The following is a 23,682-nucleotide window of genomic DNA, read 5'->3' as shown; positions in this document are numbered from 1 at the left end:
ATGTACGTCCGGTCGTTGCGGACGCCCCGGTACCGCGGGTCGTCGGTGCGCTCGACGGCGAACTTAGTCGCGAGCACGATCTCGTCGCGGTGCGCAGCCATGAACCACGAAGGGTGGGTGGTGGCTCTTTGGCCGCGGCCTACAGGGGCGTGACGTACGCCCCGGAGATGCCGCCGTCGACGAGGAAGTCGGTGGCGTTGACGAAGGAGGAGTCGTCGCTGGCGAGGAAGGCGACGGCGGCGGCGATCTCGTCCGCCTCGGCGAAGCGGCCGACGGGGATGTGGACCAGGCGGCGCGCGGCGCGCTCCGGGTCCTTGGCGAACAGCTCCTGGAGCAGCGGGGTGTTGACCGGCCCCGGGCACAGCGCGTTGACCCGGATGCCCTCGCGGGCGAACTGCACGCCCAGTTCGCGGGACATGGCCAGGACGCCGCCCTTGGAGGCGGTGTACGAGATCTGCGAGGTGGCCGCGCCCATGATGGCCACGAAGGACGCGGTGTTGATGATGGAGCCCCGGCCCTGCCGCTGCATGTAGGGCAGCGCGGCCTTGCAGCAGAGGTAGACGGAGGTCAGGTTGACGTCCTGGACCCGCTTCCAGGCCTCCAGGCCGGTGGTGAGGATGGAGTCGTCGTCGGGCGGCGAGATGCCGGCGTTGTTGAAGGCGATGTCGACGCTGCCGTAGGTGTCGAAGGCGACCTTGAAGAGGTTGTCGACCTCCTCCGGGTCGGTGACGTTCACCTTGACGAAGGTGCCGCCGACCGCCTCGGCCGCGGCCTTGCCCGCGGTCTCGTCGATGTCGCCGCAGACCACGTTGGCGCCCTCGGAGGCCAGCCGGCGGGCGGTGGCGAGGCCGATGCCGCTGCCGGCGCCGGTGATGACGGCGGTCCGGCCGACCAGGCGGCGGCAGACGGGCTCGGTTGCTTCGGTGCTCATGGGTGCTCAGGCCTCCGTGCTGATGAAGACGTTCTTGGTTTCGGTGAAGGCGGTCAGGGCGTCGGGCCCCAGCTCGCGCCCCAGCCCCGACTGCCGGTAGCCGCCGAAGGGGGTCCAGTAGCGGACGCTGCTGTGGGAGTTGACGGAGAGGTTGCCGGCCCGGACGGCGCCGGAGACGCGCAGCGCGCGCCCCACGTCCCGGGTCCAGATCGAGCCGGACAGGCCGTACTCGGTGGCGTTGGCCAGCCGGACCGCGTCGGCCTCGTCCTCGAAGGGGAGGACCACGGCGACCGGTCCGAACACCTCCTCGGCGGCGATGGCGGCGGTCGGGTCCACGCCGGTGACGACGGTCGGCGGGAACCAGAAGCCGGGTCCTTCGGGGGCGCTGCCCTGGAACATCTCCAGCCCGTCGGTGACGTACGAGCGGACCCGGTCGCGCTGGAGCCGCGAGATCAGGGGGCCCATCTGGGTCGCCTCGTCGGCCGGGTCGCCGACCACGACCTCCTTGACGGCCGGTTCCAGCAGCTCCATGAAGCGGTCGTAGGCGGAGCGCTGGACGAGGATCCGGGTGCGGGCGCAGCAGTCCTGGCCGGTGTTGTCGAGGAAGGACATCGGGGCGGCGGCGGCCGCGGCCTCGATGTCGGCGTCCGCGAAGACGATGTTGGGGCTCTTGCCGCCGAGTTCCAGGGTGAGGCGCTTCACCCGGTCCGCGCAGCCGGCCATGATCTGCTTGCCCACCCGGGTCGACCCGGTGAAGACGATCTTCGCGACTCCGGGGTGCTCGACCAGGGCGTTGCCGGCCACCGGTCCGGCGCCCGGCAGCACCTGGAGCAGGTGCTCGGGCAGCCCGGCCGTCAGGGCCAGCTCGGCCAGCCGCAGCGCGGTCAGCGGGGTGGTCTCGGCCGGCTTGAGGATCACCGCGTTGCCCGCGGCCAGGGCGGGGGCGAAGCCCCAGGCGGCGATCGGCATGGGGAAGTTCCAGGGCGCGATCACGCCCACCACGCCGAGCGGTTCCAGGATCGTGACGTCCAGGCCGCCGGGGACCGGGATCTGCCGGCCGGCCAGCCGCTCGACGCCGCCGGCCGCGTAGTCCAGCAGGTCGCGGACGTTGCCCGCCTCCCAGCGGGCGTTGCCGAGGGTGTGGCCGGCCTCGGTGACCTCCAGCCGGGCCAGTTCCTCACGGTGCTCGTCGACGACCGCGGCGAAGCGGCGCAGCAGCCGGGCCCGGTCGGCGGGGGCCGCGGCCGCCCAGCCGCGCTGCGCGGCGGCGGCCCGGCCGACGGCCGCGTGCACGTCCGCGGCGGTGGCGGCGGGGACGGTGGCGACCACCTCCTCGGTGGCCGGGTTGAGCACCACGTGTTCGTGCGGCGGCGCCGGGGCCTGCGGGTGGTTCGGGGAGAGCGACAAGTGGTGCCTCACATGCGTTCGAAGGAGCGGCGCAGTTCCCAGTCGGTCACCGCGGAGTCGTAGGCGTCGAGCTCGACCCGCGCCATGTTCCGGTAGTGCGCGACGACTTCGGGGCCGAAGGCGGCCTTGGCCACGGCGCTGTTCTCCCACAGCTCGGCGGCCTCCCGGAGGGTGCCGGGGACGTGCTCGAAGTCGGCGGCGTAGGCGTTGCCGGGGCAGGCCTCGGGCAGCTCCAGGCGGTTCTCCACGCCGTACAGGCCCGCGGCGACCATGCCGGCCACCGCAAGGTACGGGTTGACGTCCCCGCCGGGCACCCGGTTCTCGAAGCGGGTGGAGCGGCCGTGCCCGACCACCCGCAGCGCGCAGGTGCGGTTGTCCTGGCCCCAGGCGACCGCGGTCGGCGCGAAGGAGCCGGGCCGGAACCGCTTGTACGAGTTGATGTTCGGCGCGTACAGGAGGGAGAACTCGCGCAGCGCGGCGAGCTGGCCGGCCAGGAAGTGCCGCATGATCTCGGAGGTGCCGCCCGGCCCGTCCCCGGCCATGACGTTGCGGCCCTCGGCGTCGGCGAGCGAGAGGTGGATGTGGCAGGAGTTGCCCTCGCGCTCGTTGAACTTCGCCATGAAGGTGAGCGAGACGCCCTCCTGCGCGGCGATCTCCTTGGCGCCCGTCTTGTAGACGGCGTGCTGGTCGCAGGTGACCAGGGCCTCGTCGTAGCGGAAGGCGATCTCGTGCTGGCCCAGGTTGCACTCGCCCTTGGCGGACTCGACGGTCAGGCCGGCGCCGGCCATCTCGTTGCGGATCCGGCGCAGCAGGGGCTCGATGCGGCCGGTGCCGAGGACCGAGTAGTCGATGTTGTACTGGTTGGCCGGGGTCAGCCCGCGGTAGTTCGCCTCCCAGGCCTGCTCGTAGGTGTCCTTGAAGACGATGAACTCCAGCTCGGTGCCCACCTGCGCGGTCAGTCCGAGCTCGGCCAGCCGCTCCAGCTGGCGGCGCAGGATCTGGCGGGGCGCGGCGACCACGGGCGCGCCGTCCGCCCAGGCGAGGTCGGCCATCAGCATCGCGGTGCCGGCGTTCCACGGGACCCGGCGCAGGGTGGCGAGGTCGGGGTGCATGGCGAAGTCGCCGTAGCCGCGGTCCCAGGAGGACATCTCGTAGCCGTCGACCGTGTTCATCTCGGTGTCCACGGCCAGGAGGTAGTTGCAGCCCTCGGTACCGTGCGCGAGCACGTCGCTCAGGAAGAACGGCGCGGCGAACCGCTTGCCCTGGAGCCGCCCCTGCATGTCCGTGAAGGCCAGGACGACGGTGTCGATCTCGCCGCTCGCGACGAGGGCGCGAAGCTCCTCCGTCGTCAGCGGGGGTGTGCGGTCTACCACGGGATTCTCTCCTTCGGGTGAGCCGAGGAGGCCTAAGGTATGGGGCGAGACCATTGCTTGGGAAGGGGAGAAGTCGACATGGCACTGGAAAGCGGTAACACCGACCGGCTCGGCCCGGTGCTGCGCCAGGTCCGGGCGGGCAACGGCTTCGAGGAGGCGCTGGAGCAGATCCTCCAGGTGGTCCGGCTCGGCCTGGTACCCGGCGGCGAACGGCTGCCCCCCGAGCGGGAGTTGGCCGAGCGGATGGGGATCAGCCGGGTCACCCTGCGGGAAGTCCTCAAGGTCCTCCAGGAGCAGGGACTGGTGGAGAGCAGACGCGGCCGGTACGGCGGTACGTTCGTCATGCCGCGCCCCGACACCCCCGCGGGCGGGGCCGAGGAGGAGCTGCGGCGCCGGGTGTCGGGAGTGGACATCGAGGACGTGCTGCGCTTCCGGGAGGTACTGGAGACCGGCGCGGCCGGGCTCTGTGCGGCGCAGGGCCTGACGCCGGTGGGCACCGGCCGGCTGCGGGCCGCACTGGCCGCCACCCAGGACGCCCCGCTCTCCGACTACCGGCGGCTGGACACCCTGCTCCACCTCACGCTGGCCGAACTGTCCGGCTCGGCCACGCTGACCGCCCAGTACGCGGCCGTCCGGGCGACCGTCAACGACCTGCTGGACTGCATCCCGCTGCTGGTGCGCAACCTGGAGCACTCGCAGCGCCAGCACGCGGCCCTGGTCGACGCGATCCTCGAGCGGGACCCGGAGGCGGCCCGCGAGGTCATGCGCGAGCACTGCTGCGGCACGGCCGCCCTGCTGCGCGGCTTCCTGGCCTGACGGGGGCGGCCGGCGGCGGCCGGGACGGCACCGGGCCGGGGGCGCGGACGGCGGGGCCCGAGGGGCGGTCGTAACGCCCCTTTAACCCAAGGGTCTTGCGCCGGTCGCCCCGGTACGGCAAAGGTATGGCCTCGCACCTTTGCCCACCGCACCGTCCACGCACCGTCCATCCTCAGTTCGAGGCAGGAGCGCACATGGCCGAAGACACCGAGGCACGCCCCCAGGGCGTCCCCTCCCCCGGAGTCTCCCCCGAGTCCGACGCGGCATACCTGGAACGGCGGACCCTGCGCCGGGGCAGCGCCGGCTGGCTGCTGCTGACCGGCCTGGGCGTCGCGTACGTCGTCTCCGGGGACTTCTCCGGCTGGAACAACGGCCTGGCCCAGGGCGGCTTCGGCGGCCTGGCCATCGCCACCCTCCTGATGGGCGCGATGTACGCCTGCCTGGTCTTCTCCCTCGCCGAGCTGTCGGCGATCCTGCCGACGGCCGGCGGCGGCTACGGCTTCGCCCGCCGGGCGCTGGGGACCTGGGGCGGCTTCCTGACCGGCACCGCCATCCTCATCGAGTACGTCCTCGCGCCGGCGGCCATCGCGATCTTCATCGGCGACTACGTCGAGTCGCTGGACCTCTTCGGGCTGACCTCCGGCTGGCCCGTCTACCTCGCCTGCTTCGTCCTCTTCATCGGCATCCACCTCTGGGGGGTGGGCGAGGCGCTGCGCTTCAGCCTGGTGGTGACCGCCGTGGCGGTGGCCGCGCTGCTGGTCTTCGCGGTCGGGGCGCTCACCCAGTTCGACGCCGGCCGGCTCGACGACATCCCGGTGGACACCATGGCCGCCGGATCGGGCTCCTGGCTGCCCTTCGGCGTGCTGGGCATCTGGGCCGCCTTCCCCTTCGGCATGTGGTTCTTCCTCGGCGTGGAGGGCGTACCGCTGGCCGCCGAGGAGGCCAAGGACCCGGTCCGCTCGATGCCCCGGGCGCTGGCCATCTCCATGGGCGTCCTCGCGCTGCTCGCCCTGGTCACCTTCGTCGCGGCCACCGGCGCCCGCGGCTCGGCCGCCGTCCAGGACGCCGGCAACCCGCTGGTGGTCGCCCTGGAGGGGAACGCGGACCTGTCCTGGCTGAAGACCTTCGTCAACTACGCGGGCCTGGCCGGGCTGGTGGCCTCCTTCTTCTCCCTGATCTACGCGGGCTCCCGGCAGTTGTTCGCCCTCTCCCGGGCCGGCTACCTGCCCCGCTTCCTCTCCCTCACCAGCCGCCGCAAGGCGCCGTACCTCGGTCTGCTGATCCCGGGCGCGCTGGGCTTCCTGCTGGCGGCCTGGACCGGGGACGGGCCGCGGATGCTGAACATCGCCGTCTTCGGCGCCACCATCTCCTACGCGCTGATGGCCCTCTCGCACCTGGTGCTGCGGCGCCGCGAGCCGGGGCTGGCCCGGCCGTACCGCACCCCGGGCGGCCAGGTCACCTCCGCGGTGGCCCTCCTGCTGGCGCTCTCCGCGCTGGTGGCCACCTTCCTCGTGGACAAGGACGCGGCCTTCATCGCACTCGCCGTGTACGCCGTCGCACTCGCCTACTTCGCGTTCTACAGTCGCCACCGGCTGGTCGCCTCCGCGCCGGAGGAGGAGTTCGCGGCGCTGGCGGCGGCCGAGGCCGAGCTCGACCGCGACTGACCCCCGCCCGCCCGACGACCCGTCCCACCGGAGGTTCCCGCCGTGCCCAAGCCGCTCATCGGCATCACCACCTACCTCGAGGCGTCCACCCGCTACCGGGTGTGGGAGCTGGCCACCGCCCTCGCCCCGTCCGGGTACCACGAGGCAGTCCAGGCCTGCGGCGGCACCGCGGTCCTGCTGCCGCCGGACGAGCCGGAGGCCGCGGCGGAGCTGCTGCCCCGGCTGGACGGGCTGATCGTCACGGGCGGACCGGACGTCGACCCGGCCCGGTACGGCGCCCCGCTGGACCCGCGCACCGGGATCCTGGCACCCGAGCGGGACCGGTGGGAACTGGCCGTGATCGAGGCGGCCCTGGCCCACCGCGGCCTGCCGCTGCTGGGCGTCTGCCGGGGCATGCAGCTCCTGAACGTCGCCCGGGGCGGCACGCTGGTGCAGCACATGGACGGGCACGCGGCCGGCCCGGGCGAGATGTCCGACCACCGGGTCCTGCCGGTGGCCGGCACCCGCTACGGCACCGTCGCACCCGAGCCGGCCGACGTCCCCACCTACCACCACCAGGCGGTGGACCGGCTCGGCGAAGGCCTGGTGGTCTCCGCCTGGGCCGAGGACGGCACGGTCGAGGCGGTGGAACTCCCGGGCGAGCAGTGGGTCCTGGGCGTCCAGTGGCACCCCGAGCAGGGCAAGGACCTCCGCCTCTTCCAGGCCCTGGTGACCGCCGCCCGCACCCCGGTACAGGTGCCCTAGCTGCTCGCCTGAGACGCCCCCGGTTGCCTGTGGCGTGTGGGGCAGCCGCACACCACAGGCAACCGGCCTACCTGCTGCCGTCGTACCGCTCCGCGACAGCCCTCAGGACGCCCCCCGAGTCAACGACAACAGATCCCGAGCCGGCCCCGCCGGCCGGGCGCCGGCCGGCCAGACCGCGCGCAGCGAGCGCCGCAGCGCGGTGCCCGCCACCTCGACGGCCACCAGCCGGCGCCCCGCCAGCTCCTCCCCCAAGGACAGCTCCGAGAGGACGCACGGCCCGGCCCCGCTGACCGCCGCGGCCTTGACCGCGGTGGTGGATGCCAGTTCCAGCAGCGGGGCGGCCAGCCCGCCGTGCGCGACCAGGGCCGCGTCGAGCACCTGCCGGGTACCGGAGCCCTGCTCGCGCAGGATCAGCGGGGTGGCGGCCAGTTCGGCGGCCGGTACCGGGGCGCTGCGACGGGCCCACGGGTGCCCGGGCGCCACCGCCACCACCAGCCGGTCCTGGGCCACCACCGCGCAGTCCAGCCCCTCGGGCACGGTCAGCCCCTCCACGAACCCGAGGTCCGCCTCGTGGGCCAGCACCCGCTCGGCGACCGCGACGGAGTTCCCGGCCGAGAGCGAGACCGCGGTGTCCGGCCGCCCGGTGCGCAGGGCGATCAGCCAGCCGGGCATCAGGTACTCGGCGATGGTGAGGCTGGCGGCGACCCGCAGCCGGGAGTCCCGCCGGCCCCGCAGCGCCTGCGCCCCCGCGTCGAAGGCCTCGGCGGCGGCCAGCACGGGCCGGGCCCAGTCGGTGACCAGCGCGCCCTGTTCGGTGAGCCGGGAGCCGCGCGGCGAGCGCTCCACCAGGGGCACTCCGAGGCGGGTCTCCATGGCCCGGATCCGGCTGCTGGCGGCGGGCTGGGTGATGCCCAGCTCGCGGGCCGCCGCGCCGAGGCTGCCGAGCCGGGCCACGGCGAGCAGCAGTTCCAGGGAGCCGAGGTCGGGCACCCGGTGCGCGAGCGGACCGCCCGGGCCGGGGGCGGTCGCGGCGGCGGACGGTATCTCACTCATAAATGCAGTTTATGACCTCATAGGAAGGCCACGGCTACCGGGCGTCCGCCGGCGGGCGGACAGTGGAGCCATGGCCACCACCGCACATTCCACACCCCTCACCCGCATCGCCGAGGAGCAGCAGGTCCAGCTCGAGACGCAGCGCCGCCTCCCCGCCCTGCGCCACCTCGGCCCGAACTGGTACGCCTCCGTCATGGGCACGGCCATCATCGCCAACGCGGGCGCCTCCCTGCCGTACCAGTTCCCCGGGCTGCGGGTGGCCTGCCAGGTCATGTGGGCGCTGTCCTTCGCCGCCCTGGCCGTCCTGCTCGTGGCCCGCGCCGGGCACTGGATCCACCACCGGGACCAGGCCCGGGCCCACCTGCTCGACCCCGCCGTGGCCCCCTTCTACGGCTGCCTCTCGATGGCCCTGCTGGCCGTCGGCGGCGGCACCCTGATCGTCGGCAAGGACCTGATCGGCCAGAGCGCGGCGGTGGCCGTCGACACGGTGCTCTTCACCGCCGGGACCCTGATCGGCCTGGTCGCCGCGGTGGCGGTGCCGTACCTGATGGTCGCCCGGCACAAGGTCGAGGCGGGCTCGGCCAGTCCCGTCTGGCTGCTGCCGATCGTCGCCCCGATGGTCTCGGCCGCCCTGGGGCCCCTGCTGATCCCCCACCTGCCCGCCGGGCAGGCCCGCGAGGCCATGCTGCTGGGCTGCTACGCGATGTTCGGCATCAGCCTGCTGGCCACGCTGGTCATGCTGCCCCTGGTCTTCGGGCGGCTGATCGTCTCCGGTCCCCTGCCGCTGGCGCTGACCCCCACCCTGTTCCTGGCGCTCGGCCCCCTGGGCCAGTCGACCACCGCCGTCAACCAGCTCGCCGACCAGGCCGGCAGCTCGATCTCGGCGCCCTACGCGGACGGGCTGAGCGCCTTCGCGGTGATCTACGGGGTGCCGGTGATGGGCTTCGCGCTGATGTGGCTGGCGCTGGCCGCCGCGCTGGTGGTGCGGGCCGCACGGCGCGGCATGGGCTTCGCGATGACCTGGTGGGCCTTCACCTTCCCCGTCGGCACCTGTGTGACCGGATTCGAGGGCCTGGCCCGGCACACCGGCCTGGACGCCCTGTCCTGGCTGGCCACCGCCCTCTACGCCTTCCTCGTCCTGGCCTGGCTGGCCGCTGCCGCCCACACCCTGCGGGGCCTGGTCAGCGGAAAGCTGCTCGCAGGGCCCCGCTGAGCACCGCCGGGGCCGCCACGAGCGAGGGCCCGTACCAGGTGAGGTGCCGGCCGTCGACGAGGGCGGCCGGCATCCCCGGGAAGGCCTCCGGACCGTCGCCGGCACCGAAGGCGTACGGCTCGTCGGGGAGCACGACCAGATCGCTGCCGGAGCCCACCAGCTCCGGCAGCGGCGTCTTCGGGTACCGCTCCGGGTGGTCGGCGTAGACGTTGGTCACGCCGAGTCGGGCCAGCAGGTCCCCTGCGAAGGTGTCCCGCCCCAGCACCATCCACGGCCGCCGCCAGATCGGGATCACCGCCCGGTACCGGCCGACCGGTACGACCCCGGCCCAGGCCTCCTCGGCCGCGTCCAGCCAGGCGGGACGGGCCAGACCGCAGCCTGCGACGAGCACCCGGTCCAGCTCCCGGAAAGCGCCGGACAGCTCCCGCACCTCGGTGACCAGCACGTGCAGGCCGGCCGCGCGCAGCGCGTCGAGGTCCGGGGCGCGGTTCTCCTCCTCGTTGGCGATGACCAGGTCGGGCCGCAGCCCGATGACGGCGGCCACGTCCGGGTTCTTGGTGCCGCCGATCCGGCGGACGGCGAGCCCGGCGGGGTGGCTGCACCAGTCGGTGGCGCCCACCAGCAGCTCCGGTGCCGTGGCGGCCACGGCCTCGGTCAGCGAGGGCACCAGCGAGACCACCCGCGGCGCGGTCACCGGCCCGGAGGTTCCGAGACCGCGTCGATGTGGTCGCCGACGGCGACGACCAGGAGGCGGGTGGACTCGCCGGTGGCCCGCCACCGGTGCCGCACCCCGCCCGAGAGGAAGAGCGAGTCCCCGGCCTCCAGCCGGTACGCCCGCCCCTCCGCCTCGACCTGGCAGGAGCCCTCGACCACGTACATGAGCTCGTCGTTGCGGTGCTGGTACTCGCGCCCCGCGTCCTGGTCACCGGTGAACTCCAGCGCGTGCAGCTGGTGGTGCCCCCGGACCAGCGGCCGCACCCCGGGGACCGGCGCGGGCCCGGAGTCGTCCCCGGCCCGGACCAGGTCCACCGTGCGGGCGCTGTCCGAGGCGGCCAGCAGCTCCACGGCGGTGGTCTCCAGGGCGTCCGCCACCCGTTCCAGCGACCGCATGCTGGGCCGGGCGCGTTCGTTCTCTATCTGGCTGAGGAAGGGCACCGAGAGTCCGCTGCGCGCCGCGACCGCGGCCAGCGTGAGCTGGAGCTGCCGGCGCCGCTTGCGCACGGCGGCGCCCACCCGCCGCGGTTCCTTGGCGTCCTTCTCCTTGTCCTCCCGGTCCACGCCGTCCTGCCGTCGGGTGCCGACCTGCGGGCCGTCGTGCCGGTGCGCCTGCGGTGCCTTGTCCTTGTGGTCCATGGCCGGGGCTGCCCTCCCCTTGTCTGGTCGCACATGGATGTGCTGTAAGCACCTTACGCAGCTTCCGCCCCCGGTTTCGCGCGCACCGGGGAAGCCCGGTACGCCGCCGGTGAACTCCGCGCCCGCCCGGTCACCGTGGGTGGGGTGCGGCATGATCGGGGCGTGACCCGACGCCTGATGCTCCTCGACACCGCTTCCCTCTATTTCCGCGCCTACTTCGGGGTCCCGGACTCCGTGCGGGCCCCCGACGGCACGCCCGTCAACGCCGTGCGCGGACTGCTCGACTTCATCGGCCGGCTCGTCCAGGACCACCACCCGGACGATCTGGTGGCGTGCATGGACGCCGACTGGCGGCCGCACTGGCGGGTGGAGCTGATCCCCTCGTACAAGGCGCACCGGGTGGCCGCCGAGACGGCCACCGGACCGGACGAGGAGGAGATCCCGGACACCCTCTCCCCGCAGGTGCCGGTGATCGAGGCCATGCTGGACGCCTTCGGCATCGCCCGGGTGGGCGTGCCCGGCTACGAGGCCGACGACGTGATCGGCACGCTGACCGCGCAGGCGAAGGGCCCGGTGGACATCGTCACCGGCGACCGGGACCTCTACCAGCTGGTGAGCGACGCCCGGCAGACCCGCGTGCTGTACCCCCTCAAGGGCGTCGGCACGCTCCAGATCACCGACGAGGCGGTGCTGCGCGAGAAGTACGGGGTGGACGGCCCCGGCTACGCGGACCTGGCGCTGCTGCGCGGGGACCCGAGCGACGGCCTGCCGGGGGTGCCCGGAGTGGGCGAGAAGACCGCCGCCAAGCTGCTGGACGCGTACGGCGACCTGGCCGGGATCATGGCGGCGGTCGAGGACCCGCGCTCGAAGCTGACCCCGACCCAGCGCAGGCGGCTGGACGAGGCGCGGCCGTACCTCGCGGTGGCGCCGAAGGTGGTGCGGGTGGCCCTTGACGTGCCGATTCACCCGTTCGACCCCACTCTTCCCACCCGTCCCGCACACCCCGAAACCGTCGCTGAGCTGGCGAAACGCTGGGGTCTGGGCGGAGCCGTGTCGCGTCTGATCTCCACACTTGGCGCTTAAGGTGCTAGGTTAGGCAAACCTAAGTGGTACGTCAGGGGAAACAGGGGAAGCACCGTGGCAGAGGGACCCGCCCGTTCGCGCAAGCTCGGCACCGCACACGTCATCCGCTCCGAGCGGCTGACGCCGCACATGGTGCGGGTCGTGCTGGGTGGTGAAGGGCTCCAGGGCTTCGGCGCGGGGGCCTTCACCGACCACTACGTCAAGCTCATGTTCCCCGCGGAGGGCGTCAGCTACCCCGAGCCCTGGGACCTGGACCGGATCCGCGCGGTCTACCCCCGGGAGCTGTGGCCCCGGCAGCGCGCCTACACGGTCCGCGCCTGGGACCCGGCCCTCCTGGAGCTGACCATCGACTTCGTCGTCCACGGCGACGAGGGCCTGGCCGGCCCCTGGGCCGCCCGCGTACAGCCCGGCGAGCGGGTCTACTTCCTCGGCCCGGGCGGCGCGTACGCCCCGGACCCGGCCGCCGACTGGCACCTGCTGGTGGGCGACGAGAGCGCCCTGCCGGCCATCGCCGCCGCCCTGGAGCGGATGCCGGCCGGCGCCGTGGTGCGCGCCTTCATCGAGGTCGAGAGCGCGGCGGACGAGCAGGAGATCGCCGCCCCCGCCGGCGTCCGGCCGGTCTGGCTGCACCGCGGCGACCGCCCGGTGGGCGAGGCGCTGCTGGAGGCCGTCACCTCCCTGCGCTTCCCGGCCGGAAGCGTGCACGCCTTCGTCCACGGCGAGGCCGCCTTCGTCAAGGAGCTCCGCCGCCACCTGCGGCTGGAGCGCGGCATCCAGCGCGAGCGGCTGTCGATCTCCGGCTACTGGCGCCAGGGCCACACCGACGAGGCCTGGCGGGCCGCCAAGCGCGACTGGAACGCCGCCGTCGAGGCCGAGCAGGACCTGGCCGCGTAGGCCTCCCGCCCCGGCGCGCGCCCCGCCCGCCGTCGGCGTTCAATGGAGAGATGCGGTACGCACGCAGGCGCAGGGGGTTGGCCATGGCCGCCGGACTCGTCCTGGCGGCCGGAACGGCGGGCACCGTCACGGGAGTTCCCGTAGCCGCGGCCGCCCCGACGCCGAGCCCCTCGGCCTCCGACGGGATCGACGACCAGAGCGTCGAGAAGGCGCTCGGCCTGCTCGACGACCAGATCAAGGACGTCATGGACCGCACCGGCATCCCCGGTGCCGCCGTCGCCGTGGTGCACGGCGACGACGTGGTCTACCTCAAGGGCTTCGGCGTCCGCAGCACCGGGCAGACCGGGCAGGTCGACCCGGACACGGTCTTCCAGATCGCCTCCGTCTCCAAGCCCGTCTCCGCCACGGTCCTCGCCCAGGTGCTCGGCGCCGACGGGTGGGACAAGCCGCTGACCGGGATCACGCTCAAGGACCCCTGGGTCAGCGAGCACGTCACCGCCGCGGACCTGTTCTCCCACCGCTCGGGCCTGCCGGACCACGCCGGCGACATGCTGGAAGACCTCGGCTTCGACCAGTCGTACATCCTGTCCCACCTGAAGTACGAGCCGCTGGGACCGTTCCGGGCCAGCTACGCCTACACCAACTTCGGCCTCACCGCCGCGGCCGAGGCCGTAGCGCGGGACCAGAAGACGACCTGGGACAAGCTCGCCGCCGACACGCTCTACAAGCCGGCCGGCATGGAGCACACGAGCAACCTGTTCAGCGACTACGAGCACGCCACCGACCGCGCCCTGACCCACGTCAAACAGGCCGACGGCAGCTGGAAGCCCGAGTTCGTCCGGCAGCCGGACCTCCAGTCGCCGGCCGGCGGGGTGAGCTCCACCGCCCGCGACATGGCCCGCTTCCTGCGCCTGCAACTGGGCCTCGGCGAGCTGGACGGCAAGCGCATCATCAACGCCGAGGGCCTGGCGACCACGTACGTCCCGCACGCCATCTCCCAGCCGCCCGCCACCCCGGACTCCTCCCCCGGCTTCTACGGCCTGGGCTGGAACGTCAAGTACGACGACCAGGGCCGGTTGCGGCTGAGCCACTCCGGCGCCTTCGAACTGGGCACCAACAGCTCCCTGACGATGCTGCCGGCCGAGAAGCTGGGCATCGTGGTGCTCACCAACGCGGCGCCGATCGGCGCGGCCGACACCGTGGCCGTCAACTTCCTCGACTCCGTCGAACACGGCTCGCCCACCCGCGACTGGCTGCCGGTGATCGCGAAGGCGTACGACGAGGCCCTGAGCACCGCCAAGTCCAAGACGGACTACGCCAAGCCGCCGGCGAACCCCAAGCCCGCCAAGGCCGACGACACGTACACCGGCACCTACGACAACCCGTACTTCGGCCCGCTGACCGTCACCAAGACCACCGGCGGGGGCCTGACCCTCCAGCTCGGCCCCAAGAAGATGAGCTTCCCGCTCACCCACTACGACGGTGACGTCTTCAGCCTCCGCACCACCGGCGAGATGGCCGTCGGCCTGACCGGGGTGACCTTCAAGGACGACACGGTCCGCGTCGAGTCCCTGGACTACAGCGGGCTCGGCACCTTCACCCGCGCCTCCTGACCGGGCGGCACCCCCGCCGGCGCGCCCCGTAGCCTGGGGCCACGATGAGACGTTCCGCCACACCGCCCTCGCCCCTCCCCCAACGCGCCGGGATCGACCCGGTGCGGCTGCGACTGCCCCCGGGCGACTGGCCGGACCTGCGCGGCTACCTGCTGCACCGGTACGCGGGCGGGGCCGGGGCGGCGGCGATCGCGGGCCTGCTGGAGCGGCGCGAGGTGTACGGGGCGAACGGCGCGCCGGTGGACCCGGCGGGGCCCTACCTCCCCGGCACCTACCTGTGGTTCCACCGGGAGCTGCCGGCCGAGCCGGTGGTGCCCTTCCCCGTGGAGGTCGTCTACCGGGACGACCACCTGCTGGTGGCGGACAAGCCGCACTTCCTCGCCACCACCCCGCGCGGCAGCCACGTCACCCAGACCGCGCTGGCGCTGCTGCGCGAGCGGCTGGACCTGCCCGCCCTCAGCCCGGCGCACCGGCTGGACCGGCTGACCGCGGGGCTGGTGATGTTCAGCGTCCGGCCCCCGGACCGGGGCGCCTACCAGACGCTCTTCGCGGACCGCCGGGTGCACAAGGAGTACGAGGCGGTCGCCGGCCACGAGCCGGCCCTGGCCCTGCCCCGCACGGTCCGCAGCCGGATCGAGAAGACCCGCGGGGTGCTGGCGGCCGTGGAGCTGCCGGGCGAGCCCAATGCGGAGAGCCGGATCGAGCTGCTGGCGCACCGGGACGGGCGGGGCCGCTACCGGCTGACCCCGGCCACCGGCCGCACCCACCAGCTGCGGGTGCACATGAACGCGCTCGGCCTGCCGATCCTGGGCGACCCGGTCTATCCGCAGGTCACCGACCCGGCCCCGACGGACTACCGGCGTCCGCTGCAACTCCTGGCCCGGGTCCTGGAGTTCACCGACCCGGTGACGGGGCTGGCGCACCGCTTCGAGTCCGCCCGCACCCTCGAGGCCTGGCAGGACTACCCGGCCTGGGCCGGCGCCGGGCCCGCGCGGTAGGCACAGGCCCGGCGGGCCGAGGGGCCTCAGCCCAGCGAGCTGTAGGCCACCACGCCGCGCAGCAGGGCGTCCACGGCCTTGCGGGCGTTCTTGGCGACCGTGCTGTCCTCCTTCGGTGCGGCGGCCGCGATCTGCCCCAGCACGTCGATGACCTGCTTGCACCAGCGCACGAAGTCGCCCGCGGGCATCTCCGCCTCGCGCAGCACCTCGTCCAGGCTCTTGTCCGAGGCCCACTGGTAGGCGGCCCAGGCGAAGCCCAGATCGGGCTCCCGCTGGCCCACGCCGCCCTCGGCCTGGTTGATCCGGTGCTCCTCCTCCAGGGCGTCCAGCCGGCCCCAGATCCGCACCATCTCGCCCAGCGCGGCCTTGGCCGCGCCGCCCGGGACCTTCGGCGCCACCGCGTCGTCGGACTGCCGCGCCTCGAAGACCAGCGCCGAGACGCAGGCCGCCAGCTCGGCCGGGGTCAGGCCCTCCCAGACCTTGGCCCGCAGGCACTCGGAGGCCAGCAGGTCCAGTTCGCCGTAGAGCCGCGCCAGCCGCCGGCCGTGCTCGGTGACCTCGTCCTCGCGCAGGTAGTCCAGCTCCGTCAGCAGGGCGTGGATGCGGTCGAAGGTCCGCGCGATGGTGTTGGTGCGCCCCTCGATCCGCCGCTCCAGCTGCTTGGTGTCGCGCTGCAGCCGGTGGAAGCGCTCCGCCCAGCGGGCGTGGTCCTCCCGCTCGTCGCAGCCGTGGCAGGGGTGCGCCCGCAGCTCGGCGCGCAGCCGCGCGATCTCGCGGTCGTCGGCCGCCGCCGCCCGGCCGCGCTGGTGCCGGTCCGGGACCAGGTGCCCGGCCTTGGTGCGCAGCGCCGAGGCCAGGTCCCGGCGGGACTGCGGGGAGCGGGCGTTGAAGGTCTTGGGGATCCGCATCCGGTCCAGCGCCTCCACCGGCACCGGGAAGTCGATCGCCGCCAGCCGCTTGACCTGCCGCTCGGCCGTCAGCACCAGCGGGCGGGGGCCCTCCTGGTACTCGTACCCGCGGTGGCCGTTGGAACGGCCGCCGGGCACGCCCGGGTCCAGCACCAGCGCCAGCCCGGCGAACTTGCCGGTGGGGACGTGGATGACGTCGCCCGGCTTCAGCTTCTCCAGCGAGGCGGCGGCCTGCGCCCGGCGCTGCGCCGCGCCCTGCTTGGCCAGCTCCGTCTCGCGGTCCTTGAGGTCCCGGCGCAGCTGGGCGTACTGCGCGAAGTCGCCGAGGTGGCAGGTCATGCCCTCCCGGTAGCCCTCCAGGCCTTCCTCGTTGCGCTGGACCTGCCGGGAGATGCCGACCACCGAGCGGTCCGCCTGGAACTGCGCGAAGGAGGTCTCCAGCAGCTCGCGCGAGCGGTGCCGGCCGAACTGCTGGACCAGGTTGACGGCCATGTTGTACGAGGGCTTGAAGCTGGAGCGCAGCGGGTACGTGCGGGTGCCCGCCAGGCCCGCGAGGGCGCCCGGGTCCATACCGCGCTGCCACAGGACCACCGCGTGGCCCTCGACGTCGATGCCGCGGCGGCCGGCCCGGCCGGTGAGCTGGGTGTACTCGCCGGGGGTGATGTCGGCGTGCTGTTCGCCGTTCCACTTGACCAGCTTCTCGAGGATCACCGTGCGGGCGGGCATGTTGATGCCCAGCGCCAGGGTCTCGGTGGCGAACACGGCCTTGACCAGGCCGCGGACGAACAGCTCCTCCACGACCTCCTTGAAGGTCGGCAGCATGCCGGCGTGGTGCGCGGCGATGCCCCGCTCCAGGCCCTCCAGCCACTCGTAGTACCCGAGGACGTGCAGGTCCTCCGGCGGGATGGAGGCGGTCCGCTGCTCGACGATCTCGCGGACCTTGAGGCGGCCCTCTTCGTCGTTGAGCCGCAGGCCGGCGTACAGGCACTGCTGGACGGCGGCCTCGCAGCCGGCCCGGCTGAAGATGAAGGTGATGGCGGGCAGCAGGCCTTCATTGTCCAGGCGCTCGATCACCTCGGGGCGGCCCGGGGTCCAGATCCGGTTGCGGGAGCGGCGCTCGCGCTCGCGGTCGGCCTCCCGGACCATCTTGCCGCGCCGGCGGTCCTTCGGGTTGTACGTGCGGCTGTTCTCCATGCGGGCCATGCGCAGCAGGTCCGGGTTGACCTCGCGGCGGGCGGAGCCGCGGCCGCCGTGGTCGCTCTCCTCCTCGAAGAGGTCGTAGATCCGGCGCCCGGCCATGACGTGCTGCCACAGCGGGACCGGCCGCTCCTCGGAGACGATCACCTCGGTGTCGCCGCGGACGGTGTCCAGCCAGTCGCCGAACTCCTCCGCGTTGGAGACCGTGGCGGAGAGCGAGACCAGGGTCACCGACTCGGGCAGGTGGATGATCACCTCTTCCCAGACGGCGCCGCGGAACCGGTCGGAGAGGTAGTGCACCTCGTCCATCACGACGTAGCCCAGGCCCAGCAGCGACTGCGAGCCGGCGTAGAGCATGTTCCGCAGCACCTCGGTGGTCATGACCACGATGGGCGCGTCGGAGTTGACGCTGTTGTCGCCGGTGAGCAGGCCGACCTTGTCGGCGCCGTAGCGCTTGACCAGGTCGGCGTACTTCTGGTTCGAGAGCGCCTTGATGGGCGTGGTGTAGAAGCACTTGCGGCCCTGGCGGAGGGCGAGGTGCACGGCGAACTCGCCGACGATCGTCTTGCCGGAGCCGGTGGGCGCGGCCACCAGTACGCCCTTGCCGGCCTCCAGGGCCCGGCAGGCCTCGATCTGGAAGGGGTCCAGCCCGAACTCGTACAGCTCGCGGAAGGGGGCCAGCGCAGTGGCCTCCTCGGCGGCGCGGATCCGGGCAGCGGCGTACCGCTCGGCGGGTGAGAGGTCCTCTGTCATCTTGCCTCCGAGCCTACCCGGCAGGTCTGACACCAGTCGCGATCTTTATCGAAAGCGGAATGGAACGCCGAAGCGGCCGGTGCGCGTGCTGCGCTCCGGCCGCCGTGCTACCCGGTCAGGTGGCGTCGTCGTAGCCGTTCAGCCGGTGCCGGCCGCCGTCGGACTGCTCCGGCAGGGCCGCAACCGGAACCACCGGCTCGATCGCCTCCGGGGTCAGGTCCAGGTCGGAGGCCTCGTCGTCGCCGGGCCCCTCGGCCGCGCGCTTGGCCTTGCGCCGGTCGTTGAGGAGCGCGACGCCGGTGGCGACGAAGTAGAGCACCCAGATCGGCGCCGACAGCGCCAGCATGCTGATCGGCTCGGTGCTGGGGGTGGCCACCGCCGCGAAGACGGTGATGCCGAGGATCATGCCCCGCCACCAGCCGAGCATCCGCTTGCCGGTGAGCACGCCGCCGAAGTTCAGCAGCACCAGCAGCAGCGGCATCTCGAAGGAGAGGCCGAAGACCACGACCATGCGCGTGATCAGGTCCAGCAGGTCGTCCAGCGGCAGCTGGTTGTCCAGGTCCGCGGGCGACAGGCTGATCATGGCCTTCGCCATGGTCGGCAGCGTCTTGTACGCGAAGAAGCCGCCGGCCAGGAACAGCGGGAAGCCCGCCGCCACGAAGGACAGCGCGTACTTCTTCTCCGAGCGGTGCAGGCCCGGGGCGACGAAGGCCCACAGCTGGTACAGCCAGATCGGCGAGGCCAGGCTCACACCGGCCATCAGGGAGACCTTCAGCGCCAGGGTGAAGGGCGTGAGCAGGCCGTTGAGCACGATCCGGGCGCAGGTGCCGTCCCGCTGGTGGGCCAGCTCGGAGAAGGTCGACTCGCACCCGACGGCCTTGAGGATCGGGTTCGTGAAGAACTCGATGATCCCCCGGTAGTAGAAGGCCGCGACGACGGTGACGACGACGATCGCCAGCAGCGCCTTGGCCAGCCGGTTCCGGAGCTCACGCAGGTGCTCGACGAGGGGCATCCGCCCCTCGGGGTCCTTCTCCTGCTTGCGGGCAGACTTGAGCAACCCACGTCCTCATCTCGTGCGGCAGTACGTCTCCGGTGCGACGCCTGCGTATGGCCCGGTCCGGCGCTGCGGTGAGCGCCGGGAAAGTGTCAGCGCTGGGTGGAGTCGGTCGGCTCGGCGACCGGACGCGCGCTGCTGACGTCGCCGGGCGCGGCCTGGATGGTGCGCGGGGCGGCCGGCTGGTCCTGCGGCTCGGGGGCCGGGCCGGTGGGCGCGGTCGGCTGGCCCTCGGACTTCATCGCCTTGGCCTCGCTCTTGAGGATGCGGGCGGACTTGCCCAGGGACCGAGCCATGTCCGGAAGCTTCTTCGCGCCAAACAGCAGGATGATGACGACGAGGATGAGGACGATCTCGGGTGCGCCGAGCCTTCCAAACATAAGCGGTACCTTCTCACGGAGGCGGCGGGTCGGGCTGTCTCTACCGGTCGGACGGGTGTCCGACCTGCTGGCTGGCAGTGATCGTAACCGCCGAGTGCGAACGCGGTGCAACGCCCGCGCGTACTCCCGGTGGCGCCCCTGCCGGTGCTTGGGGGTCCCTCCGGACGGAGTCTGGAGGAGGGCCGCAGCCTCCGACAATACCCCGGTCTCCTCAAAGGGAGGAGACCGCGGTGCCGCTACGAAATCCGGCCGCCCGCGCGGGCGAGTCCGGTCGCCGCCTGCTCCAGCTCCCCCGCGGCCCCGGAGATGCGCCGGCTCGCGTCCTCGACCTGGACGGCGAGCCGCCTGACCTCCACGTACACGCGCAGGGCGAGGACGGCCAGCACCGTCAGTCCGAGGAATCCCAGGGCAATCGCGAGCATCGGCCACACCATGCCGTGAGCCTAGCCGCTGCCCGGCACACCCCGACCACGCCCCGACCGGGTGCCGAGGACACCGGGGCGGCCCTCAGACGCTGCGCAGGGTCCGCACCCCGCCGCCGGTCAGCAGCTCCACGATCCGCTCCCCGGCGGGCTTGCGCACCGCGACCCCGCACTCGGGGCAGGTGAACGAGTAGAAGGTGCTGCGCCGGCTGCCGCCGATGGCCAGCCGCAGCTCCCCCGGCGCCAGCTCGAAGCGGGCCCGGCAGTCCGGGCAGGCGGCCTTGAACTGGACCGGCGGGCCGTCCGTGAACGGCCCGGCCGCCATCGTCGTCCCCGTCATCCCCGGTGTCATGCGCGGCTCCCCCTCGCTCTGGTCCCTCGTCCGCTCAGTGCTGCGCCTCGTACGCCGCCAGCGCCTCGCGGGCCGCCTGCCGGGCGCTGTCGGCCAGCTCCCCGGGCGCCACGATCCGGCCGTCCCGGCCCAGCCGCAGCCCCAGTCGGCGCAGCGAGGCCGGGTCCGGGGTGCGCAGGGTGATCCGCAGCCCGCCCTCGGGCAGCTCCTGCGCGCTGTCGTGCGGGTAGTACTCCGCGACCCATCGCCCGCCGGGGCCCACCTCGACCACCACCTCCGGGTCCCCGGCCGAGGGCTGCACCAGCCCCTCGGACAGGTCCCGGGGCTCGATCGCCGGCGGCTCGGCCCGCTCGTCGAGCAGCCGGATCTCGGCCACCCGGTCCAGCCGGAAGGTCCGGCGGGCCTCCGACAGGTGGCACCAGCCCTCCAGGTAGGTGTGCCCCACCGCGAACAGCCGGATCGGGTCCACCTCGCGCTCGGTCAGCTCGTCCCGGGCCGGGGAGTAGTACCGCAGCCACAGCCGGCGCCGCTCCGAGATCGCCCGGTCGACGTCCGCGAAGACCCCGCCCTCGGACTCGAAGGTGACCGACAGCCGGGCGCTGGCGCCGGCCGCCTCACCGGCCGCGGCCTCCAGCTTCGCGGTGGCGCGCAGCAGCGCGTCGCGGTCGCTCTCCCGCAGCCCCGGCAGGGTCGCCACCGCGCGGGCGGCCACCAGCAGGGCGGTGGCCTCGTCGGCGGCCAGCCGCAGCGGCTCGGCGGTGGACTCCCCCGACGCGTCGGGGTTGCGCCACCAGATGCGCTCCCCGTCGGTGTCGATGTCCAGCAGGTCCCCGCCCCGGAAGCTGGTGCCGCACATGGGCAGCACGTCCAGGTCGGAGATCAGCTCGTCCTCGCTGATGCCGAAGGCCCGCGCGACGTCCGCGATCCGCGCCCCCGGGCGCTCGCGCAGGTACGTGACGAGCGACAGCATGCGGCGCGTCTGGTCGATGGCGTTGGCGGCCATGTCGTACGTATCCCCCTCAGCCCTTGGCCACGGCGCGCAGCCGGTCCACCACGTCGGCCCGCAGGTCCGCGGGCTCCAGCACGATCACGTCCGGCCCGAACTCCACCAGCCAGGCGTCCAGACCGTGTCCGTACGGGATCTCCAGCTCGTCCCAGCCGGCCTCGCCCTCGCGGACGGCGGTCGCCCGGGCCCGCAGCGGGTACCCAGCGCCCTGGCGCAGCCGGATCCGCGCCGAGCGGTCCGCGGTCTCCCCGGCCCAGCCGGCGACCGTCTCGCGCACCGTCACCACGTCCGGCACCTCGGCGGTGTAGGCGCCCGCCCGCGAGCGGACCTTGCCGGTGATCCGGGAGAGCCGGAAGACCCGCTCCGCGCCCCGCTCCCGGTCCCAGCCGGCCAGGTACCACTGGCCGCGCCAGCACTCCAGCGCCCAGGGCTCCACCTGGCGCGGCTCGGGGCGCACGGCGTTGGACTTGCGGTAGTCGAAGGTGACCGGCCGCCGGTCGCGGCAGGCCAGCATCAGCGGCTCGAAGGCCGCCTCGTGCACCGGGATGCGCGGTTCGATCGCGCTGTGCTGGCCCTCGTCGGGCTCGCCGGCCTCGGGCATCCCGCCGGCTCGCAGCTTCTGCAGGGCGCCGCTGGCCGCCCCGGCGAGCCGGGCCTGCTGCCAGACCTTCGCCGCGAGCCCGAGGGCCGCGGCCTCCTCGGCGTCCAGCGCGACCGGCGGCAGCCGGTTGCGGTCCCGGCGGGCCAGGTAGCCGGTCTCGCCGTCCAGGGCCTCGACCGTCTCGATCACCAGGCCGAGTTCGCGCAGGTCGTCCTTGTCGCGCTCGAACATCCGGTTGAAGGAGTCGTCGTTGCCCGCCTCCATGTAAGCCTCGATGGAGCCGCGCAGTTCCCGCTTGCTCAACGGCCGGCGGGTGCCGAGCAGACACAGTGCCAGATTCATCAGCCGCTCGGCCTTGGCAATCGCCACGACGCCCCTCGCCCCTCTCATCGTGCTTGTGACCGTGACCGTACCGCCCCGGCGGTCCCGGACAAAAGCGAGGGACCCCCGCCGTCCGGCAGGGGTCCCCGACTGATCGCGTTCGGACGGATCAGACGCCCATCAGGTCGCAGACGAAGATCAGCGTCTCGCCCGGGGCGATGGCGCTGCCCGCACCGCGGTCGCCGTACGCCAGGTGCGCCGGGATGGTCAGCTTGCGCCGGCCGCCGACCTTCATGCCCTGGACGCCCTGGTCCCAGCCGGAGATGACCTGGCCGACGCCGAGCTGGAAGCGCAGCGGGGCGCCCCGGCCGTAGGACGAGTCGAACTCCTCGCCGGTGGAGAAGGCCACGCCCACGTAGTGGACGGCGACCATGGCGCCCTTGGTGGCCTCCGCGCCGTCACCGACGACGATGTCCTCGATGACGAGGTCGGTCGGGGCCGGGCCCTCGGGGAAGTCGATCTCGGGCTTCTCGATGCTCACTGCAATTGCTCCTCAAACTTACGAACTGGGCAACCGGGACAGTCTTACATCCCCGGGCCGGTCTCACATGACGGTGAGGATGTCCAGGCTGAAGACGAGGGTGGAGTTCGCCGGAATGCCGTTCGACTCCTTGTCGCCCAGACCCTGGTCCGGCGGGATGACCAGCAGGATGCGGCTGCCGGCCTTCTTGCCCACGATGCCGTCCTTGAGGCCCTTGAGCGTCAGCTGGCCCAGCGGGAAGGTGGCGGTCTTGCCCGCGGTGTAGGTGCTGTCGAACGGCTTGCCGTCCTTCCACAGCTTGCCCACGTAGCTCACCACGACGGTGTCGGTCGCCTTCACCACCGGGCCGGTGCCCTCGATGACGTAGTTCGACACGAGCTTCTTCGGCGCGTCGCCCTTGGGCACGTCCAGCGTCGGGGCCTTGCCGTCGGTGTTGGTGCCGACCTGCGGGAGCGCCTTGTCGTCCTGCGCCACGGTCTTGCCGGTGGCCGAGGCCGGGATGGACTTGCCCTTGACCACGTCCACCACGAACACGAGCGTGGCGTTCGGCTTGATGTCGCCCTGGCCCTGCGCGCCGTAACCGAGGTCCGGCGGGATCACCAGCTCGACGCGGCTGCCGACCTTCTGGCCCTCCAGGCCCTGGTCCCAGCCCTTGATGACGCTGCCGGCGCCCAGGGTCAGCTGGAAGGTCTGGCCCCGGTCGAAGCTGTTGTCGAAGGGCTTGTCGCCGTCCCAGGCCTGACCGAGGTAGTTCACATCGGCCGCGTCGCCCTTCTTCAGCGCCGGACCCTTGCCCTCGCTGAGGACGACCACCTTGAGGGACTTGGGCGGCTCGCCCACACCCTTGGCGAGGGTCGGCTTCTCTCCGAACTTGGCACCGGCGGTGATGGCCGGCACCCCGTTCTTCGACTGGACGGAGTCGGAGCCCTTGTCGTCGTCCCCGCACGCCGCTGTGGACAGCAGCAGGAGCGGGACGACCAGCAGGCCGGCAAGTCGGCGCACGTG

Annotated in this window: 23 protein-coding genes and 1 pseudogene; 8 read left to right on the top strand and 16 right to left on the bottom strand. The window is 73.1% G+C overall.

Annotated elements, in window-relative coordinates:
• From AB0O40_RS18830 to AB0O40_RS18815, 4 genes and pseudogenes are all read right to left on the bottom strand, one after another.
• Nucleotides 1–110, bottom strand: a pseudogene (locus AB0O40_RS18830) (aldo/keto reductase); the annotation flags it as partial.
• 29 nt (nt 111–139) lie between these two features.
• Complete coding sequence (locus AB0O40_RS18825) at nt 140–931, bottom strand: 3-oxoacyl-ACP reductase (protein WP_365042439.1); 792 nt, start codon at nt 929–931, stop codon at nt 140–142.
• Between the two features lie 6 nt (nt 932–937).
• Nucleotides 938–2,338, bottom strand: a complete 1,401-nt coding sequence (locus AB0O40_RS18820) for an aldehyde dehydrogenase family protein (RefSeq protein WP_365042436.1) — start codon at nt 2,336–2,338, stop codon at nt 938–940.
• Nucleotides 2,339–2,346: 8 nt separating this feature from the next.
• Nucleotides 2,347–3,711 carry a glutamine synthetase family protein gene (locus AB0O40_RS18815; RefSeq protein WP_365042433.1) on the bottom strand — a complete coding sequence of 455 codons (1,365 nt, stop codon included), beginning with the start codon at nt 3,709–3,711 and terminating at the stop codon, nt 2,347–2,349.
• Between the two features lie 78 nt (nt 3,712–3,789).
• On the opposite strand from AB0O40_RS18815, the gene AB0O40_RS18810 reads away from it, so the two are divergent.
• The 3 genes from AB0O40_RS18810 (at nt 3,790) to AB0O40_RS18800 (ending at nt 6,935) form a co-directional block, all read left to right on the top strand.
• Nucleotides 3,790–4,527 carry an FCD domain-containing protein gene (locus AB0O40_RS18810; RefSeq protein ID WP_365042430.1) on the top strand — a complete coding sequence of 246 codons (738 nt, stop codon included), beginning with the start codon at nt 3,790–3,792 and terminating at the stop codon, nt 4,525–4,527.
• Between the two features lie 194 nt (nt 4,528–4,721).
• On the top strand, nt 4,722–6,191 hold the full coding sequence (gene eat, locus AB0O40_RS18805; protein ID WP_365042427.1) for an ethanolamine permease: 1,470 nt from the start codon (nt 4,722–4,724) through the stop codon (nt 6,189–6,191).
• Between the two features lie 42 nt (nt 6,192–6,233).
• Nucleotides 6,234–6,935, top strand: coding sequence for a gamma-glutamyl-gamma-aminobutyrate hydrolase family protein (locus tag AB0O40_RS18800; RefSeq protein ID WP_365042424.1), 702 nt, complete (start codon nt 6,234–6,236; stop codon nt 6,933–6,935).
• Between the two features lie 102 nt (nt 6,936–7,037).
• Here AB0O40_RS18800 and AB0O40_RS18795 read toward each other — a convergent pair whose 3' ends face one another.
• On the bottom strand, nt 7,038–7,988 hold the full coding sequence (locus AB0O40_RS18795) for a LysR family transcriptional regulator (RefSeq protein ID WP_365042421.1): 951 nt from the start codon (nt 7,986–7,988) through the stop codon (nt 7,038–7,040).
• Nucleotides 7,989–8,058: 70 nt separating this feature from the next.
• Here AB0O40_RS18795 and AB0O40_RS18790 point away from each other — a divergent pair, with 70 nt between their 5' ends.
• Nucleotides 8,059–9,201 (top strand): TDT family transporter, encoded by a 1,143-nt coding sequence (locus AB0O40_RS18790; protein ID WP_365042419.1) that lies wholly within the window; start codon nt 8,059–8,061, stop codon nt 9,199–9,201.
• Here AB0O40_RS18790 and AB0O40_RS18785 read toward each other — a convergent pair.
• The gene (locus tag AB0O40_RS18785; protein ID WP_365042417.1) at nt 9,170–9,895 is read right to left on the bottom strand and encodes a helical backbone metal receptor; all 726 of its coding nucleotides are present in this window, start codon (nt 9,893–9,895) and stop codon (nt 9,170–9,172) included. The two genes, AB0O40_RS18790 and AB0O40_RS18785, sit on opposite strands and share 32 nt — an antisense overlap.
• A complete protein-coding gene (locus AB0O40_RS18780; RefSeq protein ID WP_365042414.1) occupies nt 9,892–10,554 on the bottom strand; it encodes an XRE family transcriptional regulator in 663 nt (220 codons plus the stop codon). Before AB0O40_RS18780 ends, AB0O40_RS18785 begins: the two co-directional genes overlap by 4 nt.
• Before the next feature lie 177 nt (nt 10,555–10,731).
• Between AB0O40_RS18780 and AB0O40_RS18775 the strand changes: the two genes are divergently transcribed.
• The 4 genes from AB0O40_RS18775 (at nt 10,732) to AB0O40_RS18760 (ending at nt 15,142) form a co-directional block, all read left to right on the top strand.
• On the top strand, nt 10,732–11,637 hold the full coding sequence (locus AB0O40_RS18775) for a 5'-3' exonuclease (protein ID WP_365042442.1): 906 nt from the start codon (nt 10,732–10,734) through the stop codon (nt 11,635–11,637).
• A 54-nt stretch (nt 11,638–11,691) separates the two neighbouring features.
• Nucleotides 11,692–12,531 carry a siderophore-interacting protein gene (locus AB0O40_RS18770; RefSeq protein WP_365042411.1) on the top strand — a complete coding sequence of 280 codons (840 nt, stop codon included), beginning with the start codon at nt 11,692–11,694 and terminating at the stop codon, nt 12,529–12,531.
• An 83-nt stretch (nt 12,532–12,614) separates the two neighbouring features.
• The gene (locus AB0O40_RS18765) at nt 12,615–14,144 is read left to right on the top strand and encodes a serine hydrolase (RefSeq protein ID WP_365042408.1); all 1,530 of its coding nucleotides are present in this window, start codon (nt 12,615–12,617) and stop codon (nt 14,142–14,144) included.
• A gap of 44 nt (nt 14,145–14,188) precedes the next feature.
• The gene (locus tag AB0O40_RS18760) at nt 14,189–15,142 is read left to right on the top strand and encodes a pseudouridine synthase (RefSeq protein WP_365042405.1); all 954 of its coding nucleotides are present in this window, start codon (nt 14,189–14,191) and stop codon (nt 15,140–15,142) included.
• Nucleotides 15,143–15,168: 26 nt separating this feature from the next.
• Here AB0O40_RS18760 and AB0O40_RS18755 read toward each other — a convergent pair whose 3' ends face one another.
• The 9 genes from AB0O40_RS18755 to AB0O40_RS18715 form a co-directional block, all read right to left on the bottom strand.
• The gene (locus tag AB0O40_RS18755; protein WP_365042402.1) at nt 15,169–18,000 is read right to left on the bottom strand and encodes a DEAD/DEAH box helicase; all 2,832 of its coding nucleotides are present in this window, start codon (nt 17,998–18,000) and stop codon (nt 15,169–15,171) included.
• Nucleotides 18,001–18,115: 115 nt separating this feature from the next.
• Nucleotides 18,116–19,057 carry a twin-arginine translocase subunit TatC gene (gene tatC / locus AB0O40_RS18750; RefSeq protein WP_365042399.1) on the bottom strand — a complete coding sequence of 314 codons (942 nt, stop codon included), beginning with the start codon at nt 19,055–19,057 and terminating at the stop codon, nt 18,116–18,118.
• An 89-nt stretch (nt 19,058–19,146) separates the two neighbouring features.
• Nucleotides 19,147–19,434: a Sec-independent protein translocase subunit TatA gene (gene tatA / locus AB0O40_RS18745; protein ID WP_365042396.1), complete on the bottom strand. Its 288-nt coding sequence runs from the start codon at nt 19,432–19,434 to the stop codon at nt 19,147–19,149.
• 236 nt (nt 19,435–19,670) lie between these two features.
• The gene (locus tag AB0O40_RS18740; RefSeq protein ID WP_365042393.1) at nt 19,671–19,868 is read right to left on the bottom strand and encodes a hypothetical protein; all 198 of its coding nucleotides are present in this window, start codon (nt 19,866–19,868) and stop codon (nt 19,671–19,673) included.
• Nucleotides 19,869–19,941: 73 nt separating this feature from the next.
• Nucleotides 19,942–20,196 (bottom strand): hypothetical protein, encoded by a 255-nt coding sequence (locus AB0O40_RS18735; RefSeq protein ID WP_365042390.1) that lies wholly within the window; start codon nt 20,194–20,196, stop codon nt 19,942–19,944.
• A gap of 46 nt (nt 20,197–20,242) precedes the next feature.
• A complete protein-coding gene (locus AB0O40_RS18730; RefSeq protein ID WP_365042387.1) occupies nt 20,243–21,211 on the bottom strand; it encodes a WYL domain-containing protein in 969 nt (322 codons plus the stop codon).
• A 16-nt stretch (nt 21,212–21,227) separates the two neighbouring features.
• Nucleotides 21,228–22,184 carry a WYL domain-containing protein gene (locus AB0O40_RS18725; protein WP_365042384.1) on the bottom strand — a complete coding sequence of 319 codons (957 nt, stop codon included), beginning with the start codon at nt 22,182–22,184 and terminating at the stop codon, nt 21,228–21,230.
• Nucleotides 22,185–22,305: 121 nt separating this feature from the next.
• A complete protein-coding gene (locus AB0O40_RS18720; protein WP_365042381.1) occupies nt 22,306–22,677 on the bottom strand; it encodes an FKBP-type peptidyl-prolyl cis-trans isomerase in 372 nt (123 codons plus the stop codon).
• A 63-nt stretch (nt 22,678–22,740) separates the two neighbouring features.
• Entirely contained in the window at nt 22,741–23,679 is a 939-nt protein-coding gene (locus tag AB0O40_RS18715) for an FKBP-type peptidyl-prolyl cis-trans isomerase (protein ID WP_365042378.1), read from the bottom strand.
• Nucleotides 23,680–23,682: the final 3 nt, after the last annotated feature.

It is taken from the genome of Streptomyces sp. NPDC089919 (assembly GCF_040684615.1).
Classification (GTDB): Bacteria; Actinomycetota; Actinomycetes; order Streptomycetales; family Streptomycetaceae; genus Streptomyces.
Note: the sequence above shows the minus strand (reverse complement) of the source record. Positions and strands in the feature narration are given on the sequence as shown.

Excerpts from the sequence above, each read along its gene's own strand:
- AB0O40_RS18730 (WP_365042387.1), bottom strand. The coding sequence starts at position 21,211 with ATGGCCGCCAACGCCATCGACCAGACGCGCCGCATGCTGTCGCTCGTC.
- eat (WP_365042427.1), top strand. The coding sequence starts at position 4,722 with ATGGCCGAAGACACCGAGGCACGCCCCCAGGGCGTCCCCTCCCCCGGA.
- AB0O40_RS18780 (WP_365042414.1), bottom strand. The coding sequence starts at position 10,554 with ATGGACCACAAGGACAAGGCACCGCAGGCGCACCGGCACGACGGCCCG.
- AB0O40_RS18735 (WP_365042390.1), bottom strand. The coding sequence starts at position 20,196 with ATGACGGGGACGACGATGGCGGCCGGGCCGTTCACGGACGGCCCGCCG.
- AB0O40_RS18760 (WP_365042405.1), top strand. The coding sequence starts at position 14,189 with ATGAGACGTTCCGCCACACCGCCCTCGCCCCTCCCCCAACGCGCCGGG.
- AB0O40_RS18825 (WP_365042439.1), bottom strand. The coding sequence starts at position 931 with ATGAGCACCGAAGCAACCGAGCCCGTCTGCCGCCGCCTGGTCGGCCGG.
- AB0O40_RS18775 (WP_365042442.1), top strand. The coding sequence starts at position 10,732 with ATGCTCCTCGACACCGCTTCCCTCTATTTCCGCGCCTACTTCGGGGTC.
- AB0O40_RS18810 (WP_365042430.1), top strand. The coding sequence starts at position 3,790 with ATGGCACTGGAAAGCGGTAACACCGACCGGCTCGGCCCGGTGCTGCGC.
- tatA (WP_365042396.1), bottom strand. The coding sequence starts at position 19,434 with ATGTTTGGAAGGCTCGGCGCACCCGAGATCGTCCTCATCCTCGTCGTC.
- AB0O40_RS18795 (WP_365042421.1), bottom strand. The coding sequence starts at position 7,988 with ATGAGTGAGATACCGTCCGCCGCCGCGACCGCCCCCGGCCCGGGCGGT.
- AB0O40_RS18740 (WP_365042393.1), bottom strand. The coding sequence starts at position 19,868 with ATGGTGTGGCCGATGCTCGCGATTGCCCTGGGATTCCTCGGACTGACG.
- AB0O40_RS18790 (WP_365042419.1), top strand. The coding sequence starts at position 8,059 with ATGGCCACCACCGCACATTCCACACCCCTCACCCGCATCGCCGAGGAG.
- AB0O40_RS18765 (WP_365042408.1), top strand. The coding sequence starts at position 12,615 with ATGGCCGCCGGACTCGTCCTGGCGGCCGGAACGGCGGGCACCGTCACG.
- AB0O40_RS18755 (WP_365042402.1), bottom strand. The coding sequence starts at position 18,000 with ATGACAGAGGACCTCTCACCCGCCGAGCGGTACGCCGCTGCCCGGATC.